Origin of the sequence: Pseudoalteromonas mucoides, assembly GCF_049257175.1 — a bacterium.
Taxonomy (GTDB): Bacteria; Pseudomonadota; Gammaproteobacteria; order Enterobacterales; family Alteromonadaceae; genus Pseudoalteromonas.
On sequence record NZ_JBMMUC010000005.1, the window covers coordinates 96266 to 112866 of the forward strand.

General features: G+C 38.8%; 10 protein-coding genes. 4 read left to right on the forward strand and 6 right to left on the reverse strand.

The features are described from left to right. Entirely contained in the window at positions 1-4509 is a 4509-nt protein-coding gene (locus AAEU30_RS07330; protein ID WP_421959953.1) for an EAL domain-containing protein, read from the forward strand. Between the two features lie 69 nt (positions 4510-4578). Here AAEU30_RS07330 and AAEU30_RS07335 read toward each other — a convergent pair whose 3' ends face one another. Together AAEU30_RS07335 and AAEU30_RS07340 are read right to left on the reverse strand one after the other, a co-directional pair. Next, positions 4579-5526, reverse strand: a complete 948-nt coding sequence (locus tag AAEU30_RS07335) for an ion transporter (RefSeq protein WP_421959955.1) — start codon at positions 5524-5526, stop codon at positions 4579-4581. A 216-nt stretch (positions 5527-5742) separates the two neighbouring features. Continuing rightward, a complete protein-coding gene (locus AAEU30_RS07340; protein WP_421959956.1) occupies positions 5743-8418 on the reverse strand; it encodes a bifunctional acetate--CoA ligase family protein/GNAT family N-acetyltransferase in 2676 nt (891 codons plus the stop codon). A 126-nt stretch (positions 8419-8544) separates the two neighbouring features. On the opposite strand from AAEU30_RS07340, the gene AAEU30_RS07345 reads away from it, so the two are divergent. Then, positions 8545-9261 carry an SIMPL domain-containing protein gene (locus AAEU30_RS07345; protein WP_421959957.1) on the forward strand — a complete coding sequence of 239 codons (717 nt, stop codon included), beginning with the start codon at positions 8545-8547 and terminating at the stop codon, positions 9259-9261. Here AAEU30_RS07345 and AAEU30_RS07350 read toward each other — a convergent pair. Next, on the reverse strand, positions 9250-9936 hold the full coding sequence (locus AAEU30_RS07350) for a hypothetical protein (RefSeq protein ID WP_421959958.1): 687 nt from the start codon (positions 9934-9936) through the stop codon (positions 9250-9252). The genes AAEU30_RS07345 and AAEU30_RS07350 overlap by 12 nt on opposite strands. Positions 9937-10140: 204 nt before the next feature. Here AAEU30_RS07350 and AAEU30_RS07355 point away from each other — a divergent pair, with 204 nt between their 5' ends. Next, complete coding sequence (locus tag AAEU30_RS07355) at positions 10141-10707, forward strand: phosphoribosyltransferase (protein ID WP_087533541.1); 567 nt, start codon at positions 10141-10143, stop codon at positions 10705-10707. 121 nt (positions 10708-10828) lie between these two features. Here the strand turns inward: AAEU30_RS07355 and AAEU30_RS07360 are convergent, their stop codons facing one another. The 3 genes from AAEU30_RS07360 to AAEU30_RS07370 form a co-directional block, all read right to left on the reverse strand. Further along, positions 10829-12955 carry a YjbH domain-containing protein gene (locus AAEU30_RS07360; RefSeq protein WP_421959959.1) on the reverse strand — a complete coding sequence of 709 codons (2127 nt, stop codon included), beginning with the start codon at positions 12953-12955 and terminating at the stop codon, positions 10829-10831. Between the two features lie 152 nt (positions 12956-13107). After that, positions 13108-15042 (reverse strand): hypothetical protein, encoded by a 1935-nt coding sequence (locus AAEU30_RS07365; protein WP_421959960.1) that lies wholly within the window; start codon positions 15040-15042, stop codon positions 13108-13110. A gap of 392 nt (positions 15043-15434) precedes the next feature. Beyond that, on the reverse strand, positions 15435-16091 hold the full coding sequence (locus AAEU30_RS07370; RefSeq protein WP_421959961.1) for a Crp/Fnr family transcriptional regulator: 657 nt from the start codon (positions 16089-16091) through the stop codon (positions 15435-15437). 277 nt (positions 16092-16368) lie between these two features. Between AAEU30_RS07370 and AAEU30_RS07375 the strand changes: the two genes are divergently transcribed. After that, on the forward strand, positions 16369-16599 hold the full coding sequence (locus AAEU30_RS07375) for a uroporphyrinogen decarboxylase (protein ID WP_498049583.1): 231 nt from the start codon (positions 16369-16371) through the stop codon (positions 16597-16599). The last annotated feature ends 2 nt before the right edge of the window (positions 16600-16601 follow it).

Here is a 16601-nt window from a genome sequence, read left to right on the forward strand (position 1 = left end):
ATGGGTAACTGGTTAAGAATTTTTATTTTTGCGGTGTTAGCCAGCTGCACTGTAATAACTGCTCAGATAAATGCCAAAGTAAAGCGCTTATCACCAAGTGAAGGTTTATCGCAAAGTTACGTCAGTAAGATGTTAATTGATAATAATGGTTACCTTTGGTTGGCTACGGAAGGTGGCTTAAATCGGTATGACGGCTATCAAGTACTACACATTTCCGGGCCTAATGGTGAGCTTGCTGAAGTCATAATAGATCGCATTTACCAAGACCCCGAAGGTTATATATGGATAGCCTCGTTATTAGCGGGTTTATTTCGTTATGATCCTGTTACTGATAGCTACCAGCAATTTTTATCAAAACCAACCAGTGAAGAACAGATTCTGAGTCAATCAGTGTTCAGCATGGTAGCCTCGGATGATAAATCACTTTGGATAGGACGAGGCTGGGATTTTGCTCGGTTAGATATCGAAAGTGGCGCCATCGAAACCATCTTTGAGTTGCCAGAGCGCACTCGAAGCACCGTCATTAGAGATTTGTTTTATCATCAAGGGTATATTTTTATTGCTACAAGTAGTGGTGCCTATGTTTATCATGTGAGTACAGGGCAATACCGGCCACTTGAACACCTTAGCACTGAACCAGAACATATATACCAAAACTATATTAAGTCATTTGCCCTCGGTGAGAATAATAAACTGCTTGTTGGTGCGGTACGTGGTTTGTATGAAGTTGATATAAGTAATTTACCAAGTATGTTCGAACGACCTGATACACCCTTTAAAAATACCACTTTATTACCGAATTTAAATATTTGGAAAATCATTAATGAACAAGGTGTTTATGATGTAGGGACGGATAAGGGGCTATTTAAGTACGATGCAACTACAGGGGAACTAGTTAAAAATACCCGTATCCAAGAAAGTGAATATGCACTCTCAGATACCAGTATTATTGACATAGTTAAAGATAAAAATGGCGCTATGTGGGTTGCGACTAAAAGTGATGGTGCATTTTATGTACCCCTTGATAATTATCACTTTGAAAACCTTGATGCGAGTAAAATAACTGGTGATGGTTTGTCACACCCATCTATTTGGGGGATAACCGAGTATGAAGAACGTGTTTGGTTGGCAACACATAACGGCCTAACAGCTGTTGATTTAACAACACTTGAAGGTGAGGTGTTTTTAAAAGATTATCAAGTAGATTTATTTACCACTGAATTTAGTATTTATAAAATAACACCGTATAAAAATAAGCTTTGGTTACATACTAATCGCGGGGTGTTTAGCTTTGACCCACATAGTTATGAGATATTACCCGCCAAAGTTCGAGACCCAGGTCAGCAACATCTAATTGATGGTTGGGTACATGGCTCGGTGTTGATGCCAAATGGACAGCTGTTTTATGTCCATCCAGAATATGGCATGTTCATCTACAACATCGATACGCAAATGATTACCCCTTTAGTGGGTGAATTTGAGCAATTCGAGCCATTTTTAGCGTATGGCTTTTTACCCCCTTTATCGACCATGCCCGATTCACCATTATTTTATAATTCAGGTGTACTTTATCACGTTAACCCTGATACTTATGCTTTAACTAAAATTTATACTGTGCCAGAGCAACATGAAAATGTAGCGGTTAACGTAATGTCGTATGTTGTTGATAAAAATAATGTATTATGGATTTCATTATCTAACTTTGGACTGATAGGTCTTGATGCAACGAGCTATAAACTTCTGCATACTATTGATTTAGATAAAAATAAATTAGGGACATTGCTTTACGACATGGTACTTGATGAATCTGGTATGATTTGGATGAGTAGCCATAAAGGAATTTGGCGTTTAAACCCTGAAAATAAGCATTTTCAGCAATTTACTACCTCCGAAGGTGTTGTATCAACTGAGTTCAATAGTGGTGCGTTTACCCGTTTAAAAACTGGCCAAATTGTCTATGGCACACTAAAAGGGTTTACTTATTTTTACCCTAAAGATAATAGCCCTAAGCATGGCCTCATCAAGCATGTAAATGTAACCAGTATCGATATTATGTCTCGTGAATTAGCGGTTGATTTAAAACAGCCAATTGAGAGAGTGATTTTAGAGCACGATGATATTGGACTTGAAGTTGCTTTTTCAGCTATGGCATTCAATTATCAAGAACGGATTATTTATGAATATCAGCTATCAGATGGACAAAAATCCTACACCCGAAATAATAATCGCGTACTCTTTCCTAAGTTGAACCCAGGAGAATACCAGTTAAAAATTTGGGCAAAAGATCCGTTAACCGGTGACTTTACTCACCCCGCAACGCTAGATATAGAAGTAAAATACCCGCTTTGGCGCTCTCCAATATTTATGGTGCTTTACGTATTGCTATTTTTGGCTATTGTGACTGTGTGGATGATGCGTCGAAATCGAATACAGCAAATATTGTTGGCAGCCCATAGAGAAAGCCAAGAAAGTGAAGCTAGATTAAAGCTCGCGTTAGAAGGAAGTCATTCAGGGGTATGGGATTGGCAGTCATTAAGTCCAATCATTTATCAGCCACGATTAAAAAATGAGTTGGGCTATGATGTTGATACGGTTAATTTGGATGATTACCTTGCAAAAATACACCCTCAAGACAAGCAAAAATTCCGCCTAGAGTGGCTTGAGTTTTTATCAACAGAGAAAGGTTACTTCAATTGTACCTACCGTTTACGGCATAAAGCCGGGAATTGGCGCTGGTATAAAGACTTTGGCAAAGTTGTTGCGTGGCAAGGAGGAACGCCAGAGAAAGTCGCGGGCACATACACCAATATGACCCGAGAACTAGTTTTTGAAGAGCATGCGCGTTTATTTGGTGCGGCTTTTGAGCAAACTCGTGACTGGGTGTTTATACTCGATAAAAACTTACGTATTTTAGCTACAAATCAATCTTTGCAAACGGCCTTTAATTTTGCCGCTGAGTTTCATTCGAGTCGTTCACTTAAGCTCGGAATGAGTCGTACAGCACGTATGAACTATCTACGTATTATGAGAAATCAACAAGTCGGTGAACATTATAGTGCACAGGATACGGTGCGGTTAGCAAATGGTGAATTACGTCATGTACTGATAAAAATAAGCGCGGTAGCAGGAAATGATAACCGACTCGAAAGTTACGTGGTTATTCTAACGGATATTCATGCACAAAAAATGGCTGAGAGTGAGTTGTTTTTATTGGCTAATTACGATGGCCTTACAGGGTTACCTAATAGAACCCTATTTAATGACCGTGTTGTACATGCATTAGAGCAAGCAGAGTCTCATAGCAGCAAAGTTGCATTATTAAATATTAATATTAAGCGTTTTAAATACTTTAATGACTCACTTGGACACGAAGCTGCAGATACCATTATTAAAATGGTCGCAAAACGAATTAAGTCACGGTTACGTACAAATGACAGCATTGCTCGGTTCAATGGTGATGAGTTTATGTTGTTGGTCGAGGATGTAGAGCAGATTGAAGAAGTTGTATTGCTGTGCGCTAAAATAATGAACAGCGTTAGCGAAGGGATTATACTGACTCAGCAAACTGTTAATGTCAGCCTAAGCATCGGTGTGGCGCTTTACCCGGATGATGCATCGACAAGCACAAGCTTAGTTAAAGCCGCTGATGTTGCTTTATACCATGCTAAAAAGAGTGCAGAGGGCAGTTATCAGTTTTATAAACAAGAAATGAATCAACATGTACAACGAGCTCTACACTTAGAATCTCAAATAAATAAGGCTTATAAAGAGCATGAGTTTTGCAACCATTATCAGCCCATAGTGAATGCAAAAGAGCAAAAAGTAGAAGGATTCGAAGTGTTATTGCGTTGGCCGGATAACACGGTAAACAATCCCCAAGAATTTGCATTAGTTGCTGAAAGCATAGGTTTAATCACAAAAATTATGCTACAAACATTGTCACGAGCATTAATAGAGTTGAAGCAGTGGCAGCTAATTACGCCTGATTTATATGTATCAATCAACCTCTCAGCATTAGATTTTGAGTATCAGGGGCTAGTTGAAGAGATAAATACAGCTTTGCGCACTGCGGGAGTGCGCCCTGACACTGTGGTGTTTGAGATCACTGAGTCGGTACTAATGGATGACTCCGCGTACGCATTAAAGAGTATGACGAGATTAAAGCAGCTTGGTTGTCGGCTCTATATGGATGACTTTGGCACTGGTTATGCTTCTTTTACTTATTTAAAACGTTTCCCTATTGATGTATTGAAAATAGATCGAAGTTTTGTCTCTGATATCGGGGTTGATAATGGCGATGAAGCGATTATCGAATCCACTTTGACATTGGCAAAGAGTCTAGGGAAGGAGTGTGTTGCAGAAGGCGTCGAGACTAAAAAACAGCTTACTTTTCTGCGTGCACTTGGTTGTAATATGTTCCAAGGGTATTTATTTAGTAAACCTATCCCTGGTGATGATGTCACTGCATTATTAGTGAAGGATTGGAGTTCACTTTTAGCAAGGGATTAACGTAAAGATTAACGCTATAGTAAAATTATCATAGCGTTATGACCCTTACTTATTAAATCTAGCTAGCCCCTAATCTTGCCTAGCACCACAATGACGACAATATAAGTGCTGGCTGCGAGCGTTTAGTTGCTTTTTTATTATTTTATTCGCTTCTTGCTTATTTAAGCCTAATTTAATTCGCAGAGTTTCTAAGTGCTCGAGCTGATCGTCATCTAATTGCCCATCATGAAGGTTTTCGTGAACCGCATCGTTAAAATGTAAACGGCGTTTGCGTAACTGTTCAGAGAAGCTAGAGGCGAGTAAACCAGTAGGAATAGCCACCATGCCCATACTTAGTAACGTGATCACTCCACCAAAGAAACGCCCGAGGGGTGTTACGGGTACAACATCGCCATAACCTACCGTGGTGAGTGTAGCCATCGCCCACCACATGGCCGCAGGAATGGAGCCAAACTTATCTGGTTGAATATCATGTTCGATGAGGTAAATGCCACAGGAAGCTAAAATAAGTACTACAGCCATTATAAAAAAAGCAGCCATCAGGGAGCTACTTTCGTCCCGAAACGATTTTAGTAACAATTGCATTGCGCGGGAGTAACGAGTTAATTTGAATACGCGTAGCAATCTGAATACTCTTAAGAAGCGTAAATCAAAAGCAATAAAGAACATTAATAGAGTCGGCAAGATAGCAAGTAAGTCGATTAGCGCTAAAGGAGAAAACATATATTTAAGACGGCGTTTTAAGTTCCCCGTTTCTATGCTTTGATACTCAGCGCGATCAACACAAGACCATAAGCGCAGGATATATTCAATAGCAAAAATACTGACTGATGCGATTTCCAACATTAAAAATTCGTAAGTATAAGTTTGCGCAAGGCTCGCGATGGATTCCAGCACAATAGCAACTACGTTTACCATAATTAATGTGATTAAAAATATATCTATAATGTGTCCGGCTTTGGTGTACTCTCCATGTCCTTCAAGTAGTAGAGCTGTACGTTTTCTTAAGGTAGTCAAAGTCGTATCCGTATTAAGTCTATTTGGTTAATTTAAGTAACCTGAGGTCTCGATAATAAATTTATCTCCAGCGGCTACATTCAACGCTAACTGCGTTGAATTTACTTGCAATAGGCTAGCTATTGACGCGTAAATTCGCCTTGTTATCGCTAAAAGTCTCCGGCTGGAGACTAATAAATATATTTGTGATTTAATATAAATATATTAGTACATCTCTTAACCAGAGTTCAGGTTAAGTAGCATGTTTATGCTACCTTCTTCGAAGTCGCGGCTAATTTTAAAACCTAATTTACGAGCAAGCTCTATCATTCCGGTATTTTCAGGTAAGGTGATCCCTTCAATAAATTGCACTCCTTGGCTTTGGCAATACTCGATAGCAGCACGCATTAACATACCGCCTAGCCCGAGGCCTTGGCAATTAGAGCGAACAACAATGGCAAATTCTGCACGAATTTTATCTGGATCCATCAACACTCTAGAAACCCCTAAGGTAAGTTGTTGACCTTGTTGTTCCTGGGTCACAATAAAGGCCATTTCACGGTCATAATCAATTTGCGTCATCTTAGCCAGTTGATCATGGTTAAACTGAGGTAGCTCACCAAAAAATCGTTTGTAGCGGTCTTCTTTTGTGAGTGATTGATCAAATGCTTGGTGTGCTTGTTCATCCTCAGGCTTAATTGGTCTTAAAGTAGCTTGGCTATTGTTTTTTAGCGTTACGCTTTTCACAAGCTCGATAGGGTAAGGGCGAATTGATAAACGTTTGCGGTTACTTTGAATTTGATAACGGCTTAGAGTCATCGTGGCATCAAGTACCAGAAATTGCCCGTTACTCGCCAGTATTGGATTTAGCTCAACAGATGTAATATCCGGTTGATCAATAACTAACTGCGAGATCCGAGTTAATAAAGCGCATAGACGGTATTTATCAACTTTTTCTGGCAAAACACGGTCTTTTAATACGCCTTTATCATGCGCTGCAGCAACTAGGTATTTAGCTAAGTTCATATTTAATGGCGGTAGGGCGACAGCTGATTGAGCAAATTCAAGCCCCGTCCCAGCTTCACCGAGCAAGATAACAGGACCAAAATTTGGTTCAGTTTTAATGGCGATACGTAGCTCATTAGCTCCTGCGCGCGGGGCCATTTTTTGCAGCGAAAACCCTTCAATTACCGCATCTGGGTAGGTATTTTTAATTCGTAGCAACATAGCAAATGCTGTTTGCTCAACTTCTTGTGCATCATTGAGGTTTAATACAACGCCACCAACCTCTGACTTAGAAGGAATGCTTGGGCTAATCAATTTAAGCGCAACCGGAAACCCTAACTCAATTGCTTGCTCTTTTGCTTCAGTTGGTGTGTAAGCAACTTCAGTTTGAATACACTCAATACCGTAATGAGTCAGGATCTGGCTCGCTTGATGAGTTGAAAGGTAGCTTTGTTGCTCGGCTAAAAACTCATTAACAAGTTCTTTAGCGCTAAGTTTATTAATTTTTGCATCATCAGTATTTGACTCTGGCGTTTGTGTTAGATGCTTTTGATTTCTACGGTAACTCACTAAATGCATAAATGCTCTGACAGCGCCTTCGGGAGTGCGATAAGTTGGAATGGCAAAGTTACTGCAGAGCTTTCTGGCAGCGTAGGCTGCATCTTCACCCATAAAATTGGTAATCACATAAGGGCGCGCCATCTTAGGGAGTTTACTGAGTGTTTGCGCTATAATGTGTGCATATTCTTCACTCGGTGCAATCGCAGAGGGAGTATGAATAATAAGTAAGTTTTTAACTTCTTTAGCGTGCAGTAATATTTCGAGTGCTTGCTTATAGCGCGCCGGCGATGAATCTCCAAAAATATCAACCGGATTTGAAGTCATATCTGATTGCGGAATAACTTTATTAAGCGCAGCGTGTGTTTCGTCACTAAGTTGTGCTAATTTACCAGAACTTTGCAATAAGCTGTCTACAGCCATAACTCCTGGGCCGCCACCATTAGTTAAGATAGTCAGTTGTTCTACTTGTAGCAGTTTAGGGTGCATTGCTAGCGTTTGAGTTGCAGCAAATAACTCCGTTAAATCACTTACCCTCAGCATACCCGCACGTTGAAATAAGGCGTCGTAAACAGCGTCGGAGCTTTGCTTACCACCAGTGTGTATTTCTGCAGCGAGTGCGCCAGCGGCAGTTTTTCCTGTTTTTATTGTAATGACAGGTTTGCTAAATGCAGCGGCACGCGCGGCTGATATAAAATTGCGAATATTTTCGATATTATCTATATACAATAAAATCGCTTTGGTTTTGGCATCGCGTCCTAAAAAGTCCAGCAGTTCAGCAAAACCGATATCTAAACAGTCACCCACTGAGATAAAATAAGAAAAGCCAATTTCTTTGTTTTTCGCCCAGTCTAGTATAGTTGAGCACACTGCAGCTGACTGAGATACAAAGGCTATTTTTCCAGGTGTTGTTACCGTATGAGAAAAGCTGGCGTTCAAGCCAATATGAGGGATTAACAAACCTAAGCAGTTTGGTCCAAGTAATGACACATTTGCTTCTTTAGCTGCGTGTTGCAGTGCGTTTTTTTGTTCTACATTGAGTCCTGCAGCGATGACTACAGCATTTTTGCAACCAAATTCGCCCAGCTCCTTAATTATTGATGTAACTGTATGTTTGTTGGTGCAAATTACAGCTAAATCAGGCACTTTAGGTAAGGCTGCTATAGAGGGGTAAGCTAATACGCCATGCACCGCTTTATGTGTTGGGCTGACGGGCATGATAGGGCCGTTAAAACCACCTTGGAGTAAGTTTCGCATTACAATAAAGCCTGCGCGAGATGGATTATTTGATGCACCTATAACGGCAACTGAAGTAGGGTTAAAAAATTGACTAATGCGCTTTACACTCATGGCTTTTCCTTCGCTGTAAAGTGGCGGTTAAGGTGAAACACTTAAACTCTACCATTTAAATTTTAATCTAACACTTATTAGTACTAGTTTTCGAGTACTTAAGTAGATCTATATCAAGGAATAAACATGATTAACACAAAAGCTTCCCATATCGTAATCGCTGCGATAGCCATATCGATTGGCCTACTCGGGTTAGGTTTGATCCTTAAAAGTGCTGCGCTTGATGTGAAAAGTATGGAACGGACAGTTGAAGTGAAGGGGCTTGCTGAAATGGAAGTGCCTGCCGATACTGTCATTTGGCCGCTGCAATTTAGTGATGCAGACAATAACCTTGAAAAGTTGGTTGAGCGTATTGAGCGAAAAAATGATGCTGTTACTGCATTTCTAAAGTTGCATGGCTTTGATGACGATGAAATAAGTCGCGGTGCACAATCGATTGTTGATAAACAAGCTCGTGAATACTCCAGTGATAATCAGCAGTTTCGTTATATTGCCCGTGCTAACATAACCGTATACTCATCACAACCTAGTAAAGTACAAAATGCGCTTGCACATGTCGGGCAATTAGCTAAACAAGGCATCGCGATAGTTCAAGATAGTTACGAGACTCGTATTGAATACTTATTTACTGGGCTCAATGATGTTAAGCCTGCAATGGTGCAAGAAGCCACTGAAAAGGCACGGGAAGTAGCAATTAAATTTGCAAAAGATTCACAATCTAAATTAGGCAAAATTAAATCAGCTCGACAAGGTCAGTTTAGTATTTCAAATAGAGATTCAAACACACCACAACTTAAAAAAGTACGAGTGGTAACCACTATTGAATACTATTTATCGGACTAAATAGCTTTCGAGCTGCTGTGTTTTACAACGTAAATAAGCACTTGCCAGTAAAATAGTGTATTCATTGAGAGTGTTATGCAGTGTGTTTTTTAGCGCGACTAAGGCTTTTAAAAAGGCAGTGGTGTTGACCTCTTTATTTTGTGTTAACTCTACTTCCATTAAAGCGAGCAGCGCTGAAAACTCATGCTTAGGCAAATTAGTTTGCCTAAGGTTACAGGTTATATAACTAGCCACCGGTGTCAGTGCTTGATTATTATACTGCGTTAATGCCAATAGTAGAGCCTCGTTACTTTCAAATAACATGAGCGAGCGCACATAATTAAATGGCAGCTTTTCACCATCACAGCGGCTAAATAAACTGTGTATGACATTATTTCTTGAATCATTTTGTAGGGCAAAGCCATTATTGAATTTAAGCCCAGGAGTAAAAAAGCTTAGCTGATCTGTTTCTTTAAACTGGTTTATTAATAAAGTTGGAATAGGGTGTTGAGTTAAAATACGGGTCGCAATATTTTGTAAGTAGCTGTATTTTACATCCATTCTTTGTGCGCTTTGATATAAGTGAAGCAATTGCATGCTTTGCTGCTGCGCAGATAATTTAGGAAAGTCATCAACAATGGCTTGTATTTGGTGTTGCTGTAATTGCTGAATGAGTTGATTTATACATGCATCCATTGTGCTTCCCTCATAACCTTTTGAATCTATCCTAACTTAAATCACTTACGGGTCAAGCTGAGCCTGTTAATAGTGATTAAATTATTCAGAAGCAAGATTTTGCGCTCAAATTAGTATAAAATCTCGCCCCACAGCTTTTCAGGTGGTTAACTTTGTCTTGCTTAGACTACACTTGATTTAACTACTTACACTGGGGTTTCTATTATGTCTGATAAGACTTACATCACGGCGCAACAATTACTTGAAGATTCTTTTCGCGTTGCTGCGCAAGTTTACCAAGACGGTTTCCGTCCTGACTTTATAATTGGTATTTGGCGTGGTGGCGCACCAATTGGTATTGCGGTGCAAGAATACTATGACTACAAAGGTATAGAAACGGATCATATTGCAGTGCGTACTTCTTCGTATTACGGTATTAATCAACAATCAAAAGAAATCAAAGTTCATGGCTTACATTACATTATTGAAAAAGCCAATGCGGGTGATTCTTTACTGATTGTTGATGATGTTTTTGATTCAGGCCGTAGTATCTTCGCTCTGAAAGAAAAGCTTTCTGAGCTTATGCGTTTAAACTTACCTAAAGATATCCGTGTTGCATGCCCATACTACAAGCCTAAGAACACCAAGGTTGATATGAAACCTGATTACTATATCCATGAATCAGATGAGTGGTTGGTATTCCCGCATGAGCTTTCAGGATTAACGCCTGATGAGATCATCGAAGGTAAGACTGATCTTGCAAAGATTCATGACATATTGCTCGATAAGTAATTTTAATACATTTACAAATTAAGCTCGTTCTATCGTGAACTAGGTTAAATTTCGAGTTAGTAATAAAAAAGGCCTGTTAAGGCCTTTTTTATTACTTATGAGCTAGCAAACTTACTCGCTATTACTTATAAGTTTCAAACGCTTCTTTTAAGCGTGCAAGATGAGCATAAACATAGCTACTAGACATACGATCTTGGTTTAAGAAAGTTTTATCAAGGTCAATCGAAGAAGCCGGTGTTGTTGCACTTGCAGTGTTAATCAGGTTTACATCTTGGCTAATAATTGTATTTACACTGTGACTCCAACTTTGAGTCCCTTTGACCTGCCAATTACCAGCAGTCATGTCTTTACGTGGTGACAGCGGAATACTAAAGCCAATTCCCACTTTTTGTACGTCAGTATCACTATAAATGAGTGCTAAGTTAGCGTCACCAAACCAAAATTTAGTTTCAAGTTTATAACCGCTGTCTTCGTTCCAAAATTGTCCACCGGTTACATGAAATGAAACATCCTTTTCAGCCCAGAGGTAGCGATAGGATAGTAAAGAGTAATCGCGCTTGTCGGTGTTATAGTCTTTATATTCAAAATAACCGATTTCAGCCTTTAATTTATGTGCACCAGTGGGGCTTTGCCATGCAGTTTCATTGGTAATCCCCATAAAATCAAAATAATCTTGGAATAGACCAACTTGAGTTTGGTTATAAATATTAAAAGGTAGCGAGAATGTCTGATAAGCAACAACTCGCTTTATCCCGGTTTCTTGGCGTGCATTTGAGAATGCAGAGCCTTTTTCAAAGTGATCTGTATTTGCTACATTCACTTGACCAGTAATATTAACACCTGCACCTTGCCATAATGGAATATTTAAATCGGCTTGTAATGCTAATGAGTAGTCATAAACACCAAGTTCGGTAGCGTATCTAGAAGATAACGAAGGTGAAAATGTAACTCTAGGGACAAAGTAAGGGCTAGTAGTTGGCGAGTTTCCAGCCCACTTTACTGATGTTAAATCTTGACCGCTAAATTGTGTTTTTACTAATAAATCTGGCGTAATATTTTCATTAATAAAACGTCGGTAATTATCTAATTGGCCATTAACTTGTAGTAGCGGGATATCAAGTTTTGATAAACGAACTATAAAGTCATTACTTCCTTCAGGAAAGTATTCGGTAATTCGACCAAGTACAAGACCTAAAGCATCAATCTCATTACGGTTAAAAACAGAGTTTTCAAACTCAACAATGATTATATCCGTATTTGAGATGCCAACCTTTAGGTTTTCAAAACCATCGTTGGTTAAAGCAGCTTTCAAACCGTGTATTTGTTGATTGTTATTTAAGTTTGTTTTGCTTGCTTGGCGTTGCGGTTTTTTCAAAGTGTTTTGTTTTGCCAAGTGACTAGTTTGTAGTTTTTCGGTTGAGTTTGGGGTATTAATAGACTTGGTTGGCAAAGCATTAGGCTGAGGCGCAGGTTTTGGTTGTATATAATTAACTTGGGCTTCATCACTTAGTGGCATGCTAATATTCACACCCCAATATACATCATCGTCTGCAAGCTCTGTATTTGAATAAAAGCGACTATTTAAAGAAACAGTAGCTAAATCATAAAGCCACTCTTTAGGTATAGTGACTTTAGCACCCAGATTGAACGCCTCAGCATCATGTTCAGCTAAGATACTTAACCACGATAAAGGTTGATATTCAATACCCGCAAATACACCGTCTAATTGACGTTTTCCTGTGGTTGAACGCGCTTCTGATGTCCCTATACCTGCACTAAAACGAAAATCCCACCATTCTTTTGATGCAACGGCATAATACGCTTCATAATTATTTGCAGCGCCGCCTACATCTTTGGCGCCAACAGCGATACTAAGCCAGTCTTTTGGAATAAAGGGTATTTGGTATTTGGCATTAAATGATAAATCGCGAATTTGGGGCTCGGGTTGATATCCAAATAATACATCATGCATAGAAGATGAGGCAATCCTACCGCTAACTTCTAAACCATCAAAAAGCCCTGCAGAAAAAGTAAAATTATGTCCATCTACATACTCACCTCTAAGGTTTAGTTCATTACTGTAGCCTATATCGATATCCCCTTTATCCATAACTGCAGCTGTTGGGATATGAAAAATACCGGTAAAGCCATTGTAGGCAATACCATGATTAATTTTTTGTTCAGCTAAAACTGATGTACTTGTACTAAGTACACAAAGAGTCGCAAGGGTAATTTTATTATAAGTCACGTGATTAACCAATTTAGATTAGAGTAAGGTTTTAAATCCTTAAAACCCAGAATTATTTTTGCTATAAACATTATAGCAAAAATAACTCAATAACTAGATAAACAAAAGCCGCACAGATGCGCGGCTTTAATAAAGTTCAGTTTAATTTGAAATTAAGAACCAGAACCAGAACCTGAACCAGATACTGGAACAGTCTCTACTTCACACTCTACAGGGATATCAAATGTAGCTGAAGTTGCGTCAGCAGTTATTGAGGTTGGAATAAAATCACCTGTATTGATATCTTCATAAGAAGCTGAGTAAGTACCACCCTCTTCTAGTTTTAACGAGAATGTACCAGTAGAATAAAGACTACGAACAAATTTGTTATTTTGGTAAATATTAACATTTGTTGGTGTTACAACTGGTGCTGTATCAATTTCAAAGTCATCAGTGTTACTACAAACTAGCTGTGTAGTGATTTGTTTTTCAACAATGGTCACTGGAGCAGAGTTAAGTTTAATCGTCTCACCGTTTAAATCACATAAGTCATCAAACTCAACCGCAGAAGCTTCACCATCAGCGCTGGCTTGACCAACAACACCATCTAGAATATTTTTTCCATCTCTTAACATTTTTATTGTTACAGGGAATGATGGTGGGTTATAGAAAGTACCAGAAGAATAGTTGCCGCCATAGTTTCCAATTAAACTACGGTAACCTTTAGCTTCGATGAGTAAGTTTACTCTAGCCTCGTTAGGATCGTCATTTTGATCAACAACATTAAAATTTAAGATGTTATTAGGGCACTTTGAAGCACCAATACGATAAGTAAAGTAATCTAAGTTCCAGTAAGATAAATGTTCAACATCTACTTCAACGTCGAATGTTGTTGCATTACCACTGTCTTTTACAACACCATAATTCTCAAACTTCCACTTACCAGCATCTTCGTCATAGCTCCAAACAGGGAAGATATCATTTTCAGCTAAATCGCGGCTTGTAGGTGTTTCAACAGTACATACACCTTTTTTGTAACCGCCAGCTTCTGCTTGAGCAGTTAACGAGTCGGCTGAAGTTTCATCAAAAACAACTGGGCATGGATTGTTAGTGTTTTTGTCTACTTGCATTGCAACTGTTAGTGCAATTGGGTTTCCATTCTCATCTTCACCAAAAGTGCTAACCTTATTGCCTTCATCATCTACAAGCTCGATAGCAACGAAGCCACCTGAAGTAAATGAACCATCAACAGTCTCTTCGCTGTCAGGGCCTTCAACAGAAAGAGCTAAACCACCAGGAAATGCATCTAAAGATGATGATTCAGCAGCATCTTCTTCAGACTCAGTAGTATTACGAGTAGCTTCATTGGCAAAGTATGCAACAGTCATCTCAGGAACTGTTGTCATAGCAGTACCATCTTCTTTGATGAATTTTGTACCGTTTTTAAGTTTTACCGTGGTTCCACCAACTGCTGTGCTGGCTTTGTCTGCAGAAATTTCTTGCTTAAGCTCAATTTCTGATTTGTCACCAGAAATGCTAAGGCCTGTACTTTCATCATAAGCAACTTCAGTACCTTCCTCAGCTAAATCAGCTAAAGCTTTAGTTGTAGCTACAACTGCAACCTCTGATTCTGAAATCTCTCTAGGTGTTAAACGAATCTCTTGTGCGAGTGTAGTTTCATCTGCAGTTAATGAAAAAGTACCTGAATTGCTTAAGTAGCCTTCAGCAGAAACAACATAGCTGTAGTCGATACCATCAGCTGGAACAGAGCTAACATTAAAAGCAAAAAGACTGTTAGTTGTAGATTTACTTTCTTCAGACAATTCTGCTCCAGAAGACGATACTAGTCCATCTTCAGAAGAAGTAAATTTAATTGTTGCAGTCGTGTCGGCTAATTGGTTTCCATCAACATCAACCAAGCTTACTGTAATTGCACCAGCTTGAACTGGGGCAGCAGCAGGAGGAACAGCAACGTCAACTGTTTCTTCTGGTGGCGTTGGCGGTTCAACATAATCATTATTATCGTTGTCACTGAAACAAGCTGTTAAGCTCGCTGTTAGGCCAAGAGCTAGCGCTAGCTTGGTTAGCTTGAATTTATTATTTCCCATAATCGTTACCTTTCTTTCCTTTCTCTTTAAAGTAAACAGACTTAATTGCAGTTCTAAATGTATCACTCCAAGTTCCTGAAAATGGTACTCTTGCTATGATACAATAATTAGTTAATGAAGGATAAGCGCACATTATATATACGTCAAGTGAACATTATATATACTTTCATTAAATAAATAAAAAATTTGTAACCGGCGGTATTTTAAATCTGAGCTATGCAATAGCGATGTTATCGATTGCTATGCGCCGTATAAGTATATGCTAATGTAAATTGCATACCATGTAAAACTTAACATCGTCATTTTGATATATAAATGTTGCAAAACTATGTAGAGCTAATAAAGAAAAGCTAAAAAGCGTTCCCTTTTTGATAAAAGAAAAGTTAGCTTTCTCAAATTTGTGAAAAACTCTCTACGTAATCACTTAGTTTGTCTAGGTTTACTACTTTTAAACCGCCATTTGCTCTTTCAACTAATCCTTTTTCAACCAGCTCTGAAACAACTCGTCGATATGCTCGCTCAGTTGTGGCAAATCGCTCAGCTTCAGCATTAACAGTTGGGTATGCCCTAAGTAGTGTTGGGTTATTGTTTTCTGCGCGTAATAAACAGTCTTTAGCAATATTGTAGCCTAGCGGTAGTAACAGTTTATCAAGGTTTATCTTCTGATTTTCTTGAAATTTGGCGGCAATAGTTTGTGCTGTATATAAACTTAGCTCTGGTTTATCGAGCAACAATGCTCGCCAGTGTTTAAGCTCAATTAAGTTGTAGCTAACATCACTAAAACACGTAACTGTATAGATACATGGATTATTATTAAGTGCTTCAATTTCACCAATCAAAGTATTGTTACAATCTAGTTGGCCTAATAATAGGCGCCGACCATTACCCACATCATAGCTAAACGATATAGTCCCGCTTCTGACCAAAACTAATTTGCTCAGAGGTTGATCTTGATGGATCAGTACTTCTTTTTTTGATTGCTGATAGCGACTACCTGCAAATGTTAAAAGTTGATCAACCAAATAACTAGAAAAATGATATTGAAACATCAAGTATGCTCTTCGGACAATTGTCCTATTTATTACACCTTAATGACGGTAGCATTAAGACTCTAAGAATTTACGCTAACTTACTAACCTGTTTTGAGTCATTATGACCAAAATAGGTTTGATACCTTTATATCCCGTGTAATGATTATTAAAGTAAGCCTTTTGAGGTTACTTTGGGTTTTGAGTAAGTTAGCTTTTTTATACCGCGATTACACTGTTTCATAGAGTGTAAAATAGCATTACCTATAATGCTAACCTAAAGTATTGGAGAGAACAAATGAGTTGGGAATATTTAGGTTATATTGCCTCGGCTTTGCTTGTTGCCTCTCTTACTATGAGCGATGTTGTAAAGCTACGCTGGTTTAATTTAGCAGGCTGTGTTGCATTTACTTTTTACGGTATTGTGATTTCAGCTTGGCCGGTGGCAATTACAAATGGTGTACTTACTTTTGTTAATGTTTACCATTTAGTTAAGTTGAGTCAGCAAAAGTCAAAACCAGCAGAGTAGTT

Bases quoted from the DNA above. Each gene is read 5' to 3' on its own strand.
- AAEU30_RS07350 (WP_421959958.1), bottom strand. From the start codon at position 9,936: ATGGATGCATGTATAAATCAACTCATTCAGCAATTACAGCAACACCAA.
- AAEU30_RS07330 (WP_421959953.1), top strand. From the start codon at position 1: ATGGGTAACTGGTTAAGAATTTTTATTTTTGCGGTGTTAGCCAGCTGC.
- AAEU30_RS07340 (WP_421959956.1), bottom strand. From the start codon at position 8,418: ATGAGTGTAAAGCGCATTAGTCAATTTTTTAACCCTACTTCAGTTGCC.
- AAEU30_RS07375 (WP_498049583.1), top strand. From the start codon at position 16,369: ATGAGTTGGGAATATTTAGGTTATATTGCCTCGGCTTTGCTTGTTGCC.
- AAEU30_RS07365 (WP_421959960.1), bottom strand. From the start codon at position 15,042: ATGGGAAATAATAAATTCAAGCTAACCAAGCTAGCGCTAGCTCTTGGC.
- AAEU30_RS07370 (WP_421959961.1), bottom strand. From the start codon at position 16,091: ATGTTTCAATATCATTTTTCTAGTTATTTGGTTGATCAACTTTTAACA.
- AAEU30_RS07345 (WP_421959957.1), top strand. From the start codon at position 8,545: ATGATTAACACAAAAGCTTCCCATATCGTAATCGCTGCGATAGCCATA.
- AAEU30_RS07355 (WP_087533541.1), top strand. From the start codon at position 10,141: ATGTCTGATAAGACTTACATCACGGCGCAACAATTACTTGAAGATTCT.